Source organism: Agromyces sp. GXQ0307 (assembly GCF_044769845.1).
Classification (GTDB): domain Bacteria; phylum Actinomycetota; class Actinomycetes; order Actinomycetales; family Microbacteriaceae; genus Agromyces.
On the sequence record NZ_JBIZVY010000003.1, the window covers coordinates 227,769 to 242,381 of the forward strand.

General features: G+C 70.6%; 15 protein-coding genes. 7 read left to right on the forward strand and 8 right to left on the reverse strand.

Features of this window, described 5'->3' with window-relative positions; genetic code table 11:
* The first annotated feature begins 78 nt into the window (after positions 1 to 78).
* The 3 genes from ACIQH8_RS11105 (at position 79) to ACIQH8_RS11115 (ending at position 2,699) form a co-directional block, all read left to right on the forward strand.
* Entirely contained in the window at positions 79 to 924 is an 846-nt protein-coding gene (locus ACIQH8_RS11105; RefSeq protein ID WP_400998455.1) for a patatin-like phospholipase family protein, read from the forward strand.
* A complete protein-coding gene (locus tag ACIQH8_RS11110) occupies positions 924 to 1,973 on the forward strand; it encodes a 1-acyl-sn-glycerol-3-phosphate acyltransferase (protein WP_400998457.1) in 1,050 nt (349 codons plus the stop codon). Before ACIQH8_RS11105 ends, ACIQH8_RS11110 begins: the two co-directional genes overlap by 1 nt.
* 117 nt (positions 1,974 to 2,090) lie before the next feature.
* On the forward strand, positions 2,091 to 2,699 hold the full coding sequence (locus ACIQH8_RS11115) for an HdeD family acid-resistance protein (protein ID WP_400998460.1): 609 nt from the start codon (positions 2,091 to 2,093) through the stop codon (positions 2,697 to 2,699).
* A gap of 93 nt (positions 2,700 to 2,792) precedes the next feature.
* Here ACIQH8_RS11115 and ACIQH8_RS11120 read toward each other — a convergent pair whose 3' ends face one another.
* Positions 2,793 to 3,560, reverse strand: coding sequence for an SDR family oxidoreductase (locus ACIQH8_RS11120; RefSeq protein WP_400998462.1), 768 nt, complete (start codon positions 3,558 to 3,560; stop codon positions 2,793 to 2,795).
* 123 nt (positions 3,561 to 3,683) lie between these two features.
* Here ACIQH8_RS11120 and ACIQH8_RS11125 point away from each other — a divergent pair, with 123 nt between their 5' ends.
* The 4 genes from ACIQH8_RS11125 (at position 3,684) to ACIQH8_RS11140 (ending at position 6,307) form a co-directional block, all read left to right on the forward strand.
* Positions 3,684 to 4,157 (forward strand): NfeD family protein, encoded by a 474-nt coding sequence (locus ACIQH8_RS11125; protein ID WP_400998465.1) that lies wholly within the window; start codon positions 3,684 to 3,686, stop codon positions 4,155 to 4,157.
* Complete coding sequence (locus ACIQH8_RS11130) at positions 4,154 to 5,089, forward strand: SPFH domain-containing protein (RefSeq protein ID WP_400998468.1); 936 nt, start codon at positions 4,154 to 4,156, stop codon at positions 5,087 to 5,089. Before ACIQH8_RS11125 ends, ACIQH8_RS11130 begins: the two co-directional genes overlap by 4 nt.
* Before the next feature lie 14 nt (positions 5,090 to 5,103).
* The gene (locus ACIQH8_RS11135) at positions 5,104 to 5,856 is read left to right on the forward strand and encodes a glycerophosphodiester phosphodiesterase (protein WP_400998470.1); all 753 of its coding nucleotides are present in this window, start codon (positions 5,104 to 5,106) and stop codon (positions 5,854 to 5,856) included.
* A gap of 85 nt (positions 5,857 to 5,941) precedes the next feature.
* Positions 5,942 to 6,307: an RNA polymerase-binding protein RbpA gene (locus tag ACIQH8_RS11140; RefSeq protein WP_129234554.1), complete on the forward strand. Its 366-nt coding sequence runs from the start codon at positions 5,942 to 5,944 to the stop codon at positions 6,305 to 6,307.
* Here ACIQH8_RS11140 and lnt read toward each other — a convergent pair.
* The 7 genes from lnt to ACIQH8_RS11175 all read right to left on the reverse strand — a co-directional run bounded on the left by lnt (position 6,304) and on the right by ACIQH8_RS11175 (position 14,611).
* Complete coding sequence (gene lnt / locus ACIQH8_RS11145; RefSeq protein ID WP_400998473.1) at positions 6,304 to 7,986, reverse strand: apolipoprotein N-acyltransferase; 1,683 nt, start codon at positions 7,984 to 7,986, stop codon at positions 6,304 to 6,306. The two genes, ACIQH8_RS11140 and lnt, sit on opposite strands and share 4 nt — an antisense overlap.
* Entirely contained in the window at positions 7,983 to 10,412 is a 2,430-nt protein-coding gene (locus ACIQH8_RS11150) for a DEAD/DEAH box helicase (protein WP_400999798.1), read from the reverse strand. The genes lnt and ACIQH8_RS11150 overlap by 4 nt, the downstream gene beginning before the upstream one ends.
* Positions 10,413 to 10,424: 12 nt before the next feature.
* Positions 10,425 to 11,189, reverse strand: coding sequence for a twin-arginine translocase subunit TatC (tatC, locus tag ACIQH8_RS11155; protein ID WP_400999800.1), 765 nt, complete (start codon positions 11,187 to 11,189; stop codon positions 10,425 to 10,427).
* A gap of 50 nt (positions 11,190 to 11,239) precedes the next feature.
* A complete protein-coding gene (gene tatA, locus ACIQH8_RS11160) occupies positions 11,240 to 11,521 on the reverse strand; it encodes a twin-arginine translocase TatA/TatE family subunit (protein WP_400998475.1) in 282 nt (93 codons plus the stop codon).
* Between the two features lie 63 nt (positions 11,522 to 11,584).
* Entirely contained in the window at positions 11,585 to 12,604 is a 1,020-nt protein-coding gene (locus tag ACIQH8_RS11165; protein ID WP_400998477.1) for a helix-turn-helix transcriptional regulator, read from the reverse strand.
* Positions 12,601 to 13,620: a helix-turn-helix transcriptional regulator gene (locus ACIQH8_RS11170; protein WP_400998478.1), complete on the reverse strand. Its 1,020-nt coding sequence runs from the start codon at positions 13,618 to 13,620 to the stop codon at positions 12,601 to 12,603. The genes ACIQH8_RS11165 and ACIQH8_RS11170 overlap by 4 nt, the downstream gene beginning before the upstream one ends.
* Positions 13,621 to 13,669: 49 nt before the next feature.
* Positions 13,670 to 14,611 (reverse strand): FKBP-type peptidyl-prolyl cis-trans isomerase, encoded by a 942-nt coding sequence (locus ACIQH8_RS11175; protein WP_400998479.1) that lies wholly within the window; start codon positions 14,609 to 14,611, stop codon positions 13,670 to 13,672.
* Positions 14,612 to 14,613 lie beyond the last annotated feature (2 nt).

Sequence of the window (14,613 nt, forward strand, 5' to 3'; positions counted from 1 at the left end):
CTTCGGCTGCCCACGAGCGCGATGCTCCCACCTCGCGGGTGGGAAGTCCAGCGGCTCGGGCGGTGGCAGAATGTCGCCATGGTCTCCGGGAAGGTGGCGTTCGTCCTCGGCGGCGGCGGGGTGCTCGGAGCCGTGCAGGTCGGGATGCTCCGCGCCGTGCTCGAGCGCGGCATCCGCCCCGACGTCGTGGTCGGCACCTCGATCGGGGCGATCAACGGCGCGATCATCGCCGCCGCCGTCGATCGCAGCCTCGAACGACTCGAGGAGGCCTGGACGTCGAGGGACGCCCGGACCCTCACGACGGGCATGGGTCTCCGACCCGGTCGGGCGCACGTGATGTCGACCGAACCGCTCCGCCGCATGCTCGGGCACGGGCTCGCCGGTGCGACGAGGTTCGAGGACCTCGAGGTCGAGTTCCGCTGCTGCGCCGCGAGCGTCGAGCGGGCGGCCGAGCACTGGTTCGACACGGGCCCGCTCGTGCCGGCCGTGCTCGCCTCGGCCGCGCTGCCCGGACTGTTCCCGGCCGTGCGCATCGGCGACGAGCACTTCGTCGACGGCGGGATCGTGAATTCGATCCCGGTCGGTCAGGCCGCCGACGCCGGAGCCACAGACATCTACGTCATGCAGGTCGGCCGGATCGAGCACGCCCTGACGCCGCCTCGGAACCAGTTCGAGAACGCACGCGTCGCGTTCGAGATCTCCCGACGGCACCGCTTCGCCCGCGACAGCGCCGCCCTCGCCGCGGGTACGCGGATGCACGTGCTTCCGACCGGGACGGCGTCCCCGAAGGAGAACCGCGTCGCTCGCAACCTCTCCCCCGCCGCCCTGCGCCGCCGGATGGCGACGGCATACGGCGCGGCCTCCGCCTACCTCGACCGCGAGGACGGAGCCCGCGACGAGTCCACCGAGCGAGCCGCGGACTGATGCGGCTTCCGCCGAAATGGGTGCGCCGCGGCATCCTCGCACCGCTCGTGATCGGGCTCGCGCTCATCGTCGTAGCGCTGCTGCCCGCCTGGCTCGCCGTCGCGCTGATCGTGTCGATCTTCGTGGAACCGCGGCTCCGGACGCCGCGACTGCTCGTCATGGTCGCCGTCTACCTGGTGTGGGATGCCGCGGCCATCGTCGTGCTGTTCGTTCTGTGGGTCGCCTCGGGGTTCGGGTGGCGGATCCACTCGCCCGGGTTCCAGCGGGCGCACTACCGATTCGTCGCGCGGATGCTCGAGTTCCTGTTCTGGAACGCGCACTGGGTGCTGCGGCTGGACATCGACGTGCGCGTGCCGGAGGGGTTCCACGACGATGACGAGCCGCGCGTCATCGCGAGCCGGCACGCGGGTCCGGGCGATTCGTTCATCCTCATCCACGCGGTGCTCAACTGGTTCGACCGTTCGCCGCGGATCGTGCTCAAGGACACCATGCAGTGGGACCCGGCCGTCGACGTGGTGCTCAACCGCCTGCCGAACCGGTTCATCGCCCCGCCGCCCGCGGCCGGCACGGCAGGCACGCGGGGTCGCCGCGAGCACCTGCCTGCGCCGGCCGTCCCCCTGACCGAGCGCATCAGCGAGCTCGCGAGCGACATGGGCGAACGCGACGCGCTCGTGATCTTCCCCGAGGGCGGCAACTTCACCCCGGAACGTCGGGCGCGAGCGATCGCTCGGCTCCGGGCCGCCGGGCTCGAGGCGGCCGCCGAGCGCGCCGCTCACCTGATGAACGTCATGGCGCCGCGGCCCGCCGGACTCTTCGCCGCGCTCGACTCCGCACCGCACGCCGACGTCTTCCTCGTGGCGCACACCGGGCTCGACCGGATCCGCACGATCGGCGATGTCTGGCGCGAGCTTCCGACCGACAAGTCGATCACGATGCAGGTGTGGAACGTGCCGCGCGCCGACATTCCGGAGGACCATGACGCGCGCACGGATTGGCTCATGAGCGAGTGGGAGCGGATCGACGACTGGATCGCAGCGAGGAACCCCTGATCGCGGCGGCGGAGCGACACGCCGACGGCGCAGGACCAACGGCTCCCACGACTCGCCCATCGCTGGGAATACGCTGAACCCGAGCGCGCCACTCCGGGCGCGCCGGAAGGAGTCGCAATGTCCTCTCCGCAGTCCAACAGCATGTTCGCGGCGTTCGCCTTCGATTCGGCCGAACTCACGAAGTCGGCCGTGAACTCGATCCGGATCGCCCTCGGCGTGTCGGGGGTCATCGCCCTCATCATCGGCGTGTTCATCACGTTCTGGCCGAAGAACTCGGCGGTCGTCCTCACGGTGATGCTCGCGATCTACTTCCTCATCGCCGGCCTCGCCTACGTCGGCATCGGCATCTTCTCGAGGTCGATCTCGGGCGGTGCGAGGGCGCTCGACATCATCCTCGGCGTGCTCTTCCTCATCGGGGCTATCGTGATGTTCTCCAACCCGACCGAGAGCGCCGTCGTGATCGGCATCTTCCTCGGCATCCTCGTCGGCATCCTGTGGATCGTCGAGGGCGTGGTCGCGCTCGCCCAGTCCGGGAACTCGTCGTCGAGGGCATGGAGCATCTTCTTCGGCATCCTCAGCATCATCGCGGGCATCGTGCTGCTCTTCTCGCCGCTCTGGGGCGTCGTCATCCTGTTCTGGGTGCTGGGGATCTCGCTCATCGTCCTCGGCATCGTCCAGATCGTGCGCGCCTTCACCTTCGGACGCGGCATGCAGCTCTCATCGTGATCGGCTGACTGGCGCAGACGCAGCGAGGGCGGGACCGGTTCGACCGGTCCCGCCCTCGCGTTGCGCGTCCGCGTTCGGCGGACGCGTCGGGGATCAGCCCTCGGGCGCGAACCCCGAGACGTCCCCCACGTAGCGGGTGTGGTCGGCCGGGACGGGCTCGACCGCCGCCGACGCGACCTCGGCGGCGAACTCGGCGACGTTGTAGAGCTTGCCCGCATCCTCCTTGCGGGCGGCGATGGCGCCGGGGTTCGCCCGCTCGAGCAGCGTGGCGGTGATGGTGCCCTCGATCATGTCGCCCGACACGACGACGAACTCGACGCCCTTCGCGTCGAACTCGGGCAGCTTCGCGCGGAGCGCGTCCTCGCCGGCCCGCTTGGAGAGCGCGACGGGCTCGTACTCGGGCATGGTCGGGGTCGTCCGGATGAAGTGCGCCTGGTGGCTGGTCACGAACACGATGCGCGCGCCGTCGGCCAGATGCGGGAGGGCGTTGTCGACGACGTTGACCTGTGCGTCGCGGTTCAGCCGCATCGCGTAGTCCTCGCCCATGCCGGTCTCCATGCCGCCGGAGGCGTTGAGCACGAGGAGGTCGACCGGGCCGAGCTCGGCGGCGGCGCGCTCGAACATCGACTGCACGGACGCGGCATCCGTCAGGTCGGCGCCCACCGCGATCGCGCGGCCGCCGGCGGCGGTGATCTCGCCCACGATCTTCTCCGCGCGGGGGGCCTTGCTGCGGTAGTTGATGACGACCGCGGCGCCGGCTTCCGCGAGGTAGCGGGCGGTGTCCGCGCCGATGCCGCGGGACGAGCCCGTGACGAGGGCGACGCGGCCGTCGAGCGATCCGGGGGCGAGCGGGTTGGTCACGGTGGGCTCCTCGTGTGGTGCGGATGTCGCGGGCGCGCTCCGCGCCGCACCGAGACTACCAACTCCCCCATCGGCACCCCGTGCGCTGCTAGGTTGAAATGCGGGGGCCCGAAGGAGACCGACTTGGATGTTCTGACCCAGTACGCGTGGATCGCCTGGCTCGTCCTGATCCTCGTCTTCGCCACCATCGAGGTGTTCACCCTCGAGATGACGTTCCTCATGCTCGCACTCGGCAGCGTTGCGGGCCTGCTCTCCGGGCTGACGGGGATCCCCTGGTGGGCCCAGTTCATCGTGGCCGCGGTCGTCGCGATCGCACTGATCCTGACGCTGCGACCACCACTGCTGCGGTTGCTGCGGCGCGGCGCGGACCCGGCCCGAAGCAACGTCGACGCGCTGATCGGCGCCGCCGGTACCGTCGTCCGCACCGTCGGTCCGGCGGGCGGCCAGGTCCGACTGCAGAACGGGGACGTCTGGACGGCACGGCTCTCGCCCGTGACCGAGCAGGCGGATGTCGCCGTGGGCGAGCACGTGCTCGTGACCGGCATCGACGGGGCGACGGCCGTCGTCGTCCCGATGGAGAGGAGCACCCAGGCGTGAACGACGTCGGACCCATCATCGCCCTGATCGTCGTCGTCGCGATCGCGATCTTCGCGATCGTGGTGATCGCGAAGTCGATCCGGATCATTCCGCAGGCCTACGCGGGCGTCGTCGAACGGCTCGGGCGCTATCACAAGACCCTCACGCCGGGCCTCAACATCCTGATCCCGTTCATCGACCGCCTGCTGCCGCTCGTCGACATGCGCGAGCAGGTCGTCTCGTTCCCGCCGCAGCCCGTGATCACGGAAGACAACCTGGTCGTCTCGATCGACACCGTCGTCTACTTCCAGGTGACCGACGCCCGCGCCGCGACGTACGAGATCAACAACTACCTCGGCGCCGTCGAGCAGCTGACGACCACGACGCTCCGAAACGTCGTCGGCGGGCTGAACCTCGAGGAGGCACTGACCAGCCGCGACAACATCAACGGCCAGCTGCGCATCGTGCTCGACGAGGCGACGGGCAAGTGGGGCATCCGCGTATCGCGCGTGGAGCTGAAGGCGATCGACCCGCCCCTCTCCATCCAGGACTCGATGGAGAAGCAGATGCGCGCCGAGCGGGATCGCCGCGCCGCCATCCTCACCGCCGAGGGCACGAAGCAGTCCGCGATCCTCGAGGCGGAGGGCTCCCGCCAGGCCGCGATCCTCAAGGCCGAAGGTGACGCGAAGGCGGCCGTCCTGCGTGCGCAGGGCGAGGCCGAGGCGATCCTCACGGTGTTCGATGCGATCCACAAGGGCGACCCCGACCCGAAGCTGCTCGGCTACCAGTATCTGCAGATGCTGCCGCAGCTCGCCGAGGGCGCGTCGAACAAGCTCTGGATCGTCCCGAGCGAGCTCACCGAGGCGCTGAAGGGCATCGGGAGCGCGTTCACGCCGACCGGCCGTGGCGACCGCACGGTCGGCGGGTCGGGCCGACCCGGCTCGTCCGCCTGAGCCGGCTTCACCGAGTGAGCGACGGCTGGTTCGAGCCATCCGTTCCGCGGGTCCTCGCGCACCGCGGGCTCGCCCTCGAGGTGCCCGAGAACACGCTCGCCGCGTTCGAGGCGGCCGTGCGCGCGGGTGCGCGCTATCTCGAGACCGACATCCACCCGAGCTCCGAGGGCGCGGCAGTGCTCGCGCACGATCCCACCCTTCGACGGGTGGCCGGCCGCCCCGAGGCCGTGTCCGACCTCTCGCTCGGTGAGCTCCGAGCGATCGACCTCGGCGGCGGCCACGGCTTCGGCACGCTCGACGAGCTGCTGCACACCTTCCCCGAGGCCCGGCTCAACATCGATGTGAAGTCGGATGGCGCGTTCGGGCCGACCGTCGAGGCGGTCCGCCGCGCGGGAGCCGCCGACCGGGTGCTGCTCACCGCGTTCTCGGACGCGCGGCGGCGGCGACTCGCGGTCGCCGTACCCGACTCCGTCACGTCGGCCGGACGCACCTCGGTGCTTCGCGCCGTCGCAGCCTCCCGCACTCGCAGCGCGGCCGCGATGCGGCGCGCAGTCGCCGGGGCCCGCGCTCTCCAGATACCCGAGGGGGTCGGCCGTATCCGCCTTCTCTCCCCGGCCCTCCTCGAGACCGCGCACGCCGCGGGCCTCGAGGTGCACGTCTGGACGGTGAACGACGAGGCCGAGATGCGACGCCTCCTCGCCCTCGGGGTCGACGGGCTGGTGACGGATCGCGCGGACCTCGCACTCAGGATCGCCTCGCAGACCTGAGCGTTCCCCGGCAAAACCTCAGGCTCCGGGAAGAAGATGCCCAGCTTGATCGTCTATACCTGTTGACGATCGAGAGGAGTACGCCATGGCGGACCGGAGCCTTCGGGGCATGCGTATCGGCGCCCAGAGCCTGCAGAGCGAGGACGGCGTGATCTTCGCCGACCGCGCGGACTACACGTACCGTTGCGAGACGTGCGGGCGCGACACGGTGATGACCTTCTCGACCGAGGCCGAGCTTCCCGAGGAGTGGGAGTGCCGTCACTGCGGCAACTCCGCCGTGCTCCTCGTCGACTCCAAGCCGGTCGAGATCGACCGCTCGGGTGAGAAGGTCGCCCGAACCCACTGGGACATGCTGCTCGAGCGCCGCACGCGCGCCGAGCTCGAGGAGATCCTCGAGGAGCGACTCCAGTACCTGCGCGCCCGACGCGGGCAGCAGAAGATCGGCGCCTAAGCCTCCAGCGCACCCTCACGCCCGGCCCCGGACCCTGTCCGGCGCCGGGCGTTCCGCTGTGCGGCGACGCCGGCCCAGCCGAGTCCGGCGAGCGATCCGAGGACGAGCAGGAGCGGAACGGCCCAGCCGAGGACCACCGACGGCGTGAGTCCCGTGCGCAACTCCACATCGGTGACCATCGCGCCGGCCTCGTAGGCGGGCAGCGCGTCGATGGTCCGGCCCGAGGGGCCGATCACCTGGCTCGTGCCGACCGTGGAGATGTTCACGACCGAGCGACCCGTCTCGATGGCGCGCAGTCGCGCGATCGCGAGCTGCTGTTGGTTCTCGTCGGTCCCACGGAAATCGGCGTTGTTGGTCTGGAACATGTACAGTTCGGCGCCGTCGCGAGCACCTTCCCAGATGAGTCCGTCGTAGATCACGTCGAAGCAGATCGCGAGGCCGGTGACCGTCTCGCCGAGGTCGAACACCGGCGGCTGCGCACCCGGCGAGTATCCGCGCTGGATCAGGCCCGTGAGCTCCGGGACGAGCGCGTCGTAGAACCAGCGGTCGGGAATGTACTCGCCGAACGGCACCGGGTTGCGTTTGGCGAAGCGGTCGACGGCGCCCTCCCCTGCCTCCCAGAGGAGCGAGGTGTTGTAGAAGCGCTCATCGCCCTCGGCACCCTCGACGGTGACCGTGTTCAGGATGACCGGGGCGTCGAGTTCCTCGGACAACCGGTCGAAGATCCGAGCGACCGAATCGCTGCGCGTCGGGTCGATATCGGACCCGCCCTCCGGCCAGAGCAGCACGTCGACGTCCTCGTCGAGCACCGGCTCGGTGGCCTCGAGCTGCGCTCGGAGCACGTCGCCCTGCTCGCGCTCGTCGAAGTAGCCCGCGGGGCCGTCGCCCTGCACGCTCGCGACGCGGAGCTCGCCCGCCGGCGCGGTCGGGAACGCCGGCGTCAGAACGGCGGCGATGAGGAGTGCGACGACCGGGATCGCGGTGCGCAGGTCGCGCCATCCCCGCGCCCGCACCCACTCGATCGCGCACGCCGTGATCGCGACCATCACGAAGCCGAGGCCCGTCGAGCCGATCCACGACACGACCGGCGCGAACGGGCTCTCCGACTGGCTGAGCGCGGCGCGACCCCACGGGAAGCCGCCGTAGGGGAACGTTCCGGTGACCGTCTCCCGGACGATCCAGAGACCGGCGACGAGCGCGGGCAGCGCGATGAGCTGCAGCCATCGCGAGTTCCCGACCTGCGGCATCCAGCGATACGCGAGCGTGATGAGCACCGCGCCGCCCGCGACGAAGAGCGACTCGAGGATCGACAGCGCGAGCCACGGGATCGGACCGAGGTAGAGCGAGGTCCATGACACGTGCGAGAGGTAGAAGGCCAACCCGAACGCGAGTCCGACGTGGAACGACGACAGCAGCGAACGTCCGACCAGCGGCACGAGCGCCATGGCGATGCCGACGAACGCCAGCGGCCAGGCGCCTGCGCCCGGGAACCCGAGGTCGTAGACGAACCCGCCGAGCGCGGAAACGAGGAGTGCGGCCCAGAGGGGCAGGATCGGTCGCGGACCGAGTGCCGCGGAGGGCGCGCGGCCGACGCGCGCGGGCCCGGCCGGCTGCGCGTGCAGCGGATCGGCCGCCGCATCCGAGTCGACCGTCGTCGGTGCGGCCGGTTCCGCGCTCATGCCGCCGCTCCGTACGCGACGACCCCGCGCCGGACGGCGTCGATCGCAGCGCGCGCCGTCGCCCCGAGTTCCGCATCGGCCACGATGGAGACCTGGTCGAGCAGGTCGACCACCTGCTTCGAGAGCCGGACGAAGTCTCCGGCGGCGAGCTCGGTGTCCGCGAGCACCTGGGCGAGGCCCGCACCTCGGGCCCACGCGTGCATCGCCGTCGCGAGTGCGGGCGACGGCTGCTCGCTTCCGGGGAGCCGGTGGTCGCGTTCGACGTCGTCGAGTTCGCTCCACGCGTCGAGCGTCCGATCGAATGCCTCGCGGAAGCCCCCCTTCGGCAGTCGGTACTGCACGCCGCGGTCGTCGCGACGCGGCTCGTAGACGAGGGCGGCGGCCATCGCGGCCACCGACGCGACATCGAGGCCGTCCCACAGGCCGCGTCGCAGGGCCTCGGCGACGAGCAGGTCGCGTTCGCCGTAGATGCGCTTCAGGGTGCGCCCCGCCGACGTGGATGTGAGACCCCCCGTGCCATCCCGCTCCAGGTAACCGAGCTCCTCGAGCACCTCGGCGACGCGATCGAAGCGCTTGGCGACCTGCCCCGTGCGCGAGCGGATCTGCCGCGAGAGGTCGTCGTGATCGCGCTTCAGCCGCCACCAGCGCTCGGCCCAGCGTGCGTGCTGCTCGCGCTCGGCGCATCCGTGGCACGGATGGGCACGCAGCCGCTTTCGTTCGGCGCCGAGCTCGCGCTGCAATCGCTCACGCTGCGCGTGCGTCGGGTTCCCCTTCGACGACTGCCGCTCTAGGTCGCCGATCCGGCGCCGGATCCCGGCGTACTCGCCGAAGTCGCCGAGGTGGCAGCGCATCGCCTCCTCGTAGCCGGCCATCGACTCCTCCTGCTTGCGGAGCGTGCGTGCCAGGTCGACGACCGCGCGGTCGGCCTGGAATTGCGCGAACGAGAGCTCGAGGATCTGCCGGGTGCGCTCACGACCGAACTGGTCGACGAGGTTCACGGCCATGTTGTAGGTCGGCGTGAAGCTGGAGTTCAGCGGGTAGCTGCGGCGTGACGCGAGCGAGGCGACCGCCTCCGGGTCGAGCCCGTCGACCCACTGGATCACCGAGTGCCCCTCGATGTCGATGCCACGACGGCCGGCGCGGCCGGTCAGCTGCGTGTACTCACCCGGCGTGATCGGCACGCGCGCCTCGCCGTTGAACTTCTCGAGCTTTTCGAGCACGACCGAACGCGCGGGCATGTTGACGCCGAGCGCGAGCGTCTCGGTCGCGAAGACGACCTTCAGGAGCTTGCGCTGGAAGAGGTCCTCGACGATCTCCTTGAACGTGGGGAGCATGCCGGCGTGATGCGCCGCGACGCCGCGCTGCAGACCCTCGAGCCACTCCCAGTACCCGAGCACCGCGAGGTCGTCGTCGCGCAGCAGGCGCACGCGCTCCTCGACGATCGTGCGGATCTCCGCCCGCTCCTCCGTGTCGGTGAGACGGATGCCGCTGCGCAGCACCTGGCGTACCGCCTGATCGCACCCCGCGCGCGAGAAGATGAAGAAGATCGCGGGGAGCAGATGCTTGCCGCTCAGCAGTTCGACGACGTCGGATCGCTCAGCCCGGCCCGCACCCGGCGCGGGACGGTGGTATCGGCCGCGGTCTCCTCCGCGACGACCGCGCTGCGAGCGAGCGCCGATCGACCGGCCACCGGCGCGAGCCAGTCGCTGCAGTTCGGGGTTCACTCGGTGCGTCGCCGCCTGACCCGACGAATCGAACAGGTCGACGAGCTTGGCGCCCACGAGCACGTGCTGTTCGAGAGGCACGGGTCGCTGCTCCGACACGATGACGTCGGTGTCGCCGCGGACGGCCTGCAACCAGTCGCCGAACTCCTCCGCGTTCGACACCGTCGCGCTCAGCGACACGAGCCGCACGTGCTCGGGGAGGTGGATGATGACCTCCTCCCACACGGCGCCGCGGAACCGGTCGGCGAGGTAGTGCACCTCGTCCATGACCACGAACGAGAGCCGCTCGAGCAGGGGCGAGTTCGCGTAGAGCATGTTCCGCAGGACTTCGGTGGTCATGACCACGATCCGCGCACCGGCGTTGATGTTCGTGTCGCCCGTCAGCAGGCCGACGTTCGGGCTCCCCCAGGCCTCGACGAACTCCTGGTACTTCTGGTTCGACAGCGCCTTGATGGGCGTCGTGTAGAAGACCTTCTCGTCGCCGCCGTGCATCGCGAGGTGCACGGCGAACTCGGCCACCACCGTCTTGCCCGCGCCCGTCGGGGCGGCGACGAGCACGCTCCGACCCTCGTCGAGGGAGGCGCACGCCGCCCGCTGGAACGGGTCGAGGTCGAAGGAGAGACCGGCTGCGAACTCCTGCAGTCTCGGCTGCCGACGCTGCTGCCGGGACAGGGCGTAGCGTTCCGCCGGCGAGAGGCTCATCACCCCTCCAGCCTAGACAGCGTCGCCGAACTCCAACTGATTGCGCTTGGCGACACGACGGTCGTGCAGGAACGCGAGTCCGTACGCGGCGAAGTACAACCCGATCATCGGGATGGCGAGCATGAACATCGACACCACGTCGGCCGACGGCGTGGCGAAGGCGGTGAACAGCACGATCACGAGGACCGCGATGCGCCACGACTTGATGATCGACTGGGCGCTGATGATGCCGGCGAAGTTCAGGAGCACGATGAACACCGGAACCACGAACGCGATGCCGATGGCCACGACGAGCTTCAGCACGAAGTCGATGTACTCCTTCGCCGTGAGCAGCGTCTCCGCACCCTCGGGAACGAACCCGGTCATGAGCTTGACGATGTTGGGCAGCACGAACCAGCCCGCCGCGCAACCCGCGAAGAACAGCGGGATCGCGGTCGCGAAGAACGCGAACGTGTACTTGCGCTCGCGCGTGTTCAGGCCGGGAACGAGGAACGCGAAGACCTGGTAGAGCCAGACCGGCGCGGAGATCACGATGCCGAGCGTGAACGCGATCTGCAGGCGCAGGTCGAACGCGCTGGAGATCGTCGGGAAGATGATGCCGGTCGATGCGGCGTCGGGGCCCTGCTGCGCCTCGACGACGAGGTTGACGGGCTCCTGGATCGCCTGCCACACGAACGCGTCGGTCAGCCACCAGCCGACGGCCATGCCGACGACGATGGCGATGGCGGACCGGAAGAGGCGCTTCCGCAGCTCGATGAGGTGCGCACCGAGCGACATCCGCTTCTCGCGGTTCTTCTCCCCGCGATCCTTCACCGCGGTCATGCGGCTCAGGCGCTCGGGCCGGAGTCCGCGCGCTTCGGCTGCTCGACGGGGGCGGGCGTCGTCGACGCAGGGGCCGACGTGGTCGACGAGGCGGGCGCCTCGGTGCTCGCCGCAGCGCCGTCCTTGGCGTCGGCGTCGTCGCCGTCGGAGCGGACCTCGCTCTTGAGGATCTTCATCGACTGGCCCAGGCTCCGCGCGAGCGCGGGAAGCTTCGGCGCACCGAACAGCAGCAGGATCACCAAGAGGATGATCAGCGCGTGCCAACCGGTGAAGGCGTTTCCAAACATAGGTGTTCGTCCATTCTGGCGGGATGGTGCGGCCAGTCTACCTGCTCGCGTGAGGGGGTGCCCTCACGCCTCTGCTTCGATCGCATCACGATCGGACAGGTCGTCCGGATACCCCGCGAGGCCGGCCTCGGCCCATGCGGCGACCGCCTCGCGGGCCTCGTCCGGGGCGATCACGGTGACGAGCCCGGGTAGCCCCGCCACGAGGCGCTTCAGGCCGTGCACGTGCGCGAGGCGCAGGGTCACGCGCAGTCGCCCGTCGACCTCGGTGGATGTCGAGTCGGCGAGGTAGTCCGCGAGCAGCGGCAGGCTCTCGGGGGCGACGTCGACGACGACCTCCAGGTCGTCGGGCGAGGCCTGGAAGAGCGTCTCAGGAATCACCCGCCCCGTGTGGTCGCCGATCGGCTCGTCGGTGATGCTGAGACCGCTCATGCGGTCGATGCGGAAGTTCCGCACGTCGTCGCGGAGCTGGTCGTACGCCTGCAGGTACCAGTCGGCGCCGAGCGAGGCGATCCGGAGGGGGTCGACGCGCCGTCGCCGTTGCTCGCCACGCGCGTTGAGGTAGTCGAACTCGAGCCGATGACCGGTGGCCACGGCCCGCCGTACCTCGGCGAGGGTCTGGTCGGCGGCCTCCTCGGCGACCGCGATCCGGCTCGGCTCGCCCGAGGCGCCGGCGCGGAGCTTCTCGGTGAGCGCGGCGAGCGACGCGCTGCCCGCGTTCTCGGGGGCCGCGGAGAGGTAGCGGAGGCCGGCGATGAGCGCGGCGGCCTCGCGCGCCGAGAGCTTCGGAGCGTCGTCGATGGCGACGTGGTGGACGATGACGATGACATCGTCCTCCTCGAACGCATCCCAGTCGATGTCGAACAGGTCGTTCGGCTGGTAGGTCCCCGTCGCGCCGGGGAGGCCGGACGTCGCGATGAGCATGACCGCGTCGCGGATCTCCTGCTCCCCCACCCCGAAGTGGGCGGCCGCATCTGGCACGTCGACGACGCGCTGCTCGAGCAGATAGGGCACGAGCGACAGCAGGAACACGAGCTTGTCGGGCGCGCGGAGGCCGGCGGGCCTCCGAGACGGGCGTGCGCTCATGCGACGCCTCCCGCGCGGTGCGCGGCCGCGACCGTGGCGAGCCGGGCGCGCACGGCCCTCCGCAGCGACGCGGGTGCGATCACGCGCACCTCCGGTCCGTACGACGCGAGCTCGTCGGCGAAGACGACCTCGTCGGTGTAGTGCAGGCGGATGATGCCCGCGTCGTCGTCGGACTCCGCGGCGCGCTTGCCCAGTCGCACCTCCGCGTCGGACCCGGCGCTCACCGCGAGGTCGGCTGCGTTCGCGAGCCGCAGCGCCTGCAGGTCGGCGAGGACCCGGTCCTGCACGTCGGCGGGAGGCGGATCGAACGGAGCGCCGGGCAGCGTCTTCACGTCGCCCACGATCCGCGAGAGGAGGAACGTGCGCGGCGCCGCCGCATCGACGTCGCGGCCGTGCAGGTGCCAGCGCCCCTCGTGGAGCACCACCGCGTACGGCTCGACCGTGCGCAGCCGCGGCGCCTGCTCGCCGGGCTTCAGGTAGTGGAAGCGAACGCGCTGCCGCCGGTCGAGCGCCTGGCGGAGCGGCTCGAACGCGGCATCCCGGACCCGCAGGCGCGGCGCGTAGCCGATCACCGGCTCGCGCGGTTCGATGCCGAGCGAGCGGAGCTTCGTGAGTGCGCGCTGCGAGTCGGCCGAGAGGGACGCTTCGCGCCAGACCTCGGCCGCGAGGCCGAGCAACGCGAGCTCGTCGGCCGTGAATCGGACGTCGACGGGCAGGTCGTACTCGCCCTTCGGGATGCGGTACCGCAGCGCCTGGTTGTCACCCGGCCGGTCGGGCGACTCCACCGTCTCGAGCGGGATCCCGAGGTCGCGGATGTCGTCCTTGTCGCGTTCGAACTGACGCTCCAGATTCGCGTTGCCGCCGCGCGGATCGTACCGCTCGGCGTAGCCGCGCACGGTCGAGAGGATCTCCGACTTCAGCAGCCCGGTCTCGGTCGCGAGCAGCGCGAGGACGAGGCTGAACAGCCGGTCCTCGACCGGGATCCGCGACTCCCCCGCGGGCTTGGATGACGCCACGTCAGCGATCATACTGAAGCGCCCGCGGCGGCATGGCGGCCGCTCCGGCTCACACCACGCCGAGGATGTCGATCACGAAGAAGAGCGTCGACCCTGCCGGGATGCCGGCCTGCTCCGCGTCCCCGTAGCCGTCCTCCGGCGGGATCACGACGCCCACCTGGGAACCGACCTGCTGCCCGATGAGCGCCTCGGCGAAGCCCGGGATCACCTGCGAACCGGTGCCCTCGCTCACGATGAACGAGGCGGGTGCGCCGTTCTCCCAACTCGAGTCGAAGACGGTGTTGTCGTCCCAGAGCACACCCGTGTAGTGCACGACGACCCGGTCGCCGTCCTCGACGGTCTCGCCGGAGCCCTGCTTCAGCACCTCCACCTCGGTCGTCTCGAACGGGTCGCCGTCGGGCACGGTGATGCCCGGGCGGCCGTCGGGCGCGGTGACCACGGCCGGGAACCCGTCGCGCGTGATGCGCGGCGAACCGTTCGCCTTGGGCAGGAACGCCTCCTGGACGTCGAAGATCACGACGAGGCTGTCGTCCCCGTCGATGCCGAGCGACGCGTTGCCCTCTTCGCCGAAGGCGTCGGCAGGCGGGATCACGACGGCGACCCTCGATCCCTCGCGCGCGCAGCTGAGACCCGTCTTGAGCCCGGTGAGCGTGTTCGCGCCGAGGACGACGGGCACCGCCTCCTCGTCGCCGAAGCCGGTGACCTGGATCTCGTCGCCCGTCGTCCCGTTGTAGACCGCGAGGCCGACGAGCGCCTGCTGGCCGTCGACGAGGTGGTCGCCCGTCCCCTCGATGAGCTCGGTGCACTGCGTCTCCGAGGGCACGAGCGGCGTCGGGAAGTCGACCCGAGGGGTCTCGCCGAAGTCGCCGCGGACCTCGACCAGGTCGGACGAGGCACCGGCCTCGGCCTGCGGCTCGGGCGCCGACGCGCAGCCGGTCAGGGCGAGGGCGACGGCGGTCGCGGTGGCGGTGAGTGCGAGCGGGAGGCGCACGG

Excerpts from the sequence above, each read along its gene's own strand:
- ACIQH8_RS11105 (WP_400998455.1), top strand. The coding sequence starts at position 79 with ATGGTCTCCGGGAAGGTGGCGTTCGTCCTCGGCGGCGGCGGGGTGCTC.
- ACIQH8_RS11110 (WP_400998457.1), top strand. The coding sequence starts at position 924 with ATGCGGCTTCCGCCGAAATGGGTGCGCCGCGGCATCCTCGCACCGCTC.
- ACIQH8_RS11115 (WP_400998460.1), top strand. The coding sequence starts at position 2,091 with ATGTCCTCTCCGCAGTCCAACAGCATGTTCGCGGCGTTCGCCTTCGAT.
- ACIQH8_RS11140 (WP_129234554.1), top strand. The coding sequence starts at position 5,942 with ATGGCGGACCGGAGCCTTCGGGGCATGCGTATCGGCGCCCAGAGCCTG.
- lnt (WP_400998473.1), bottom strand. The coding sequence starts at position 7,986 with ATGAGCGCGGAACCGGCCGCACCGACGACGGTCGACTCGGATGCGGCG.
- ACIQH8_RS11150 (WP_400999798.1), bottom strand. The coding sequence starts at position 10,412 with ATGAGCCTCTCGCCGGCGGAACGCTACGCCCTGTCCCGGCAGCAGCGT.
- tatC (WP_400999800.1), bottom strand. The coding sequence starts at position 11,189 with ATGTCGCTCGGTGCGCACCTCATCGAGCTGCGGAAGCGCCTCTTCCGG.
- tatA (WP_400998475.1), bottom strand. The coding sequence starts at position 11,521 with ATGTTTGGAAACGCCTTCACCGGTTGGCACGCGCTGATCATCCTCTTG.
- ACIQH8_RS11165 (WP_400998477.1), bottom strand. The coding sequence starts at position 12,604 with ATGAGCGCACGCCCGTCTCGGAGGCCCGCCGGCCTCCGCGCGCCCGAC.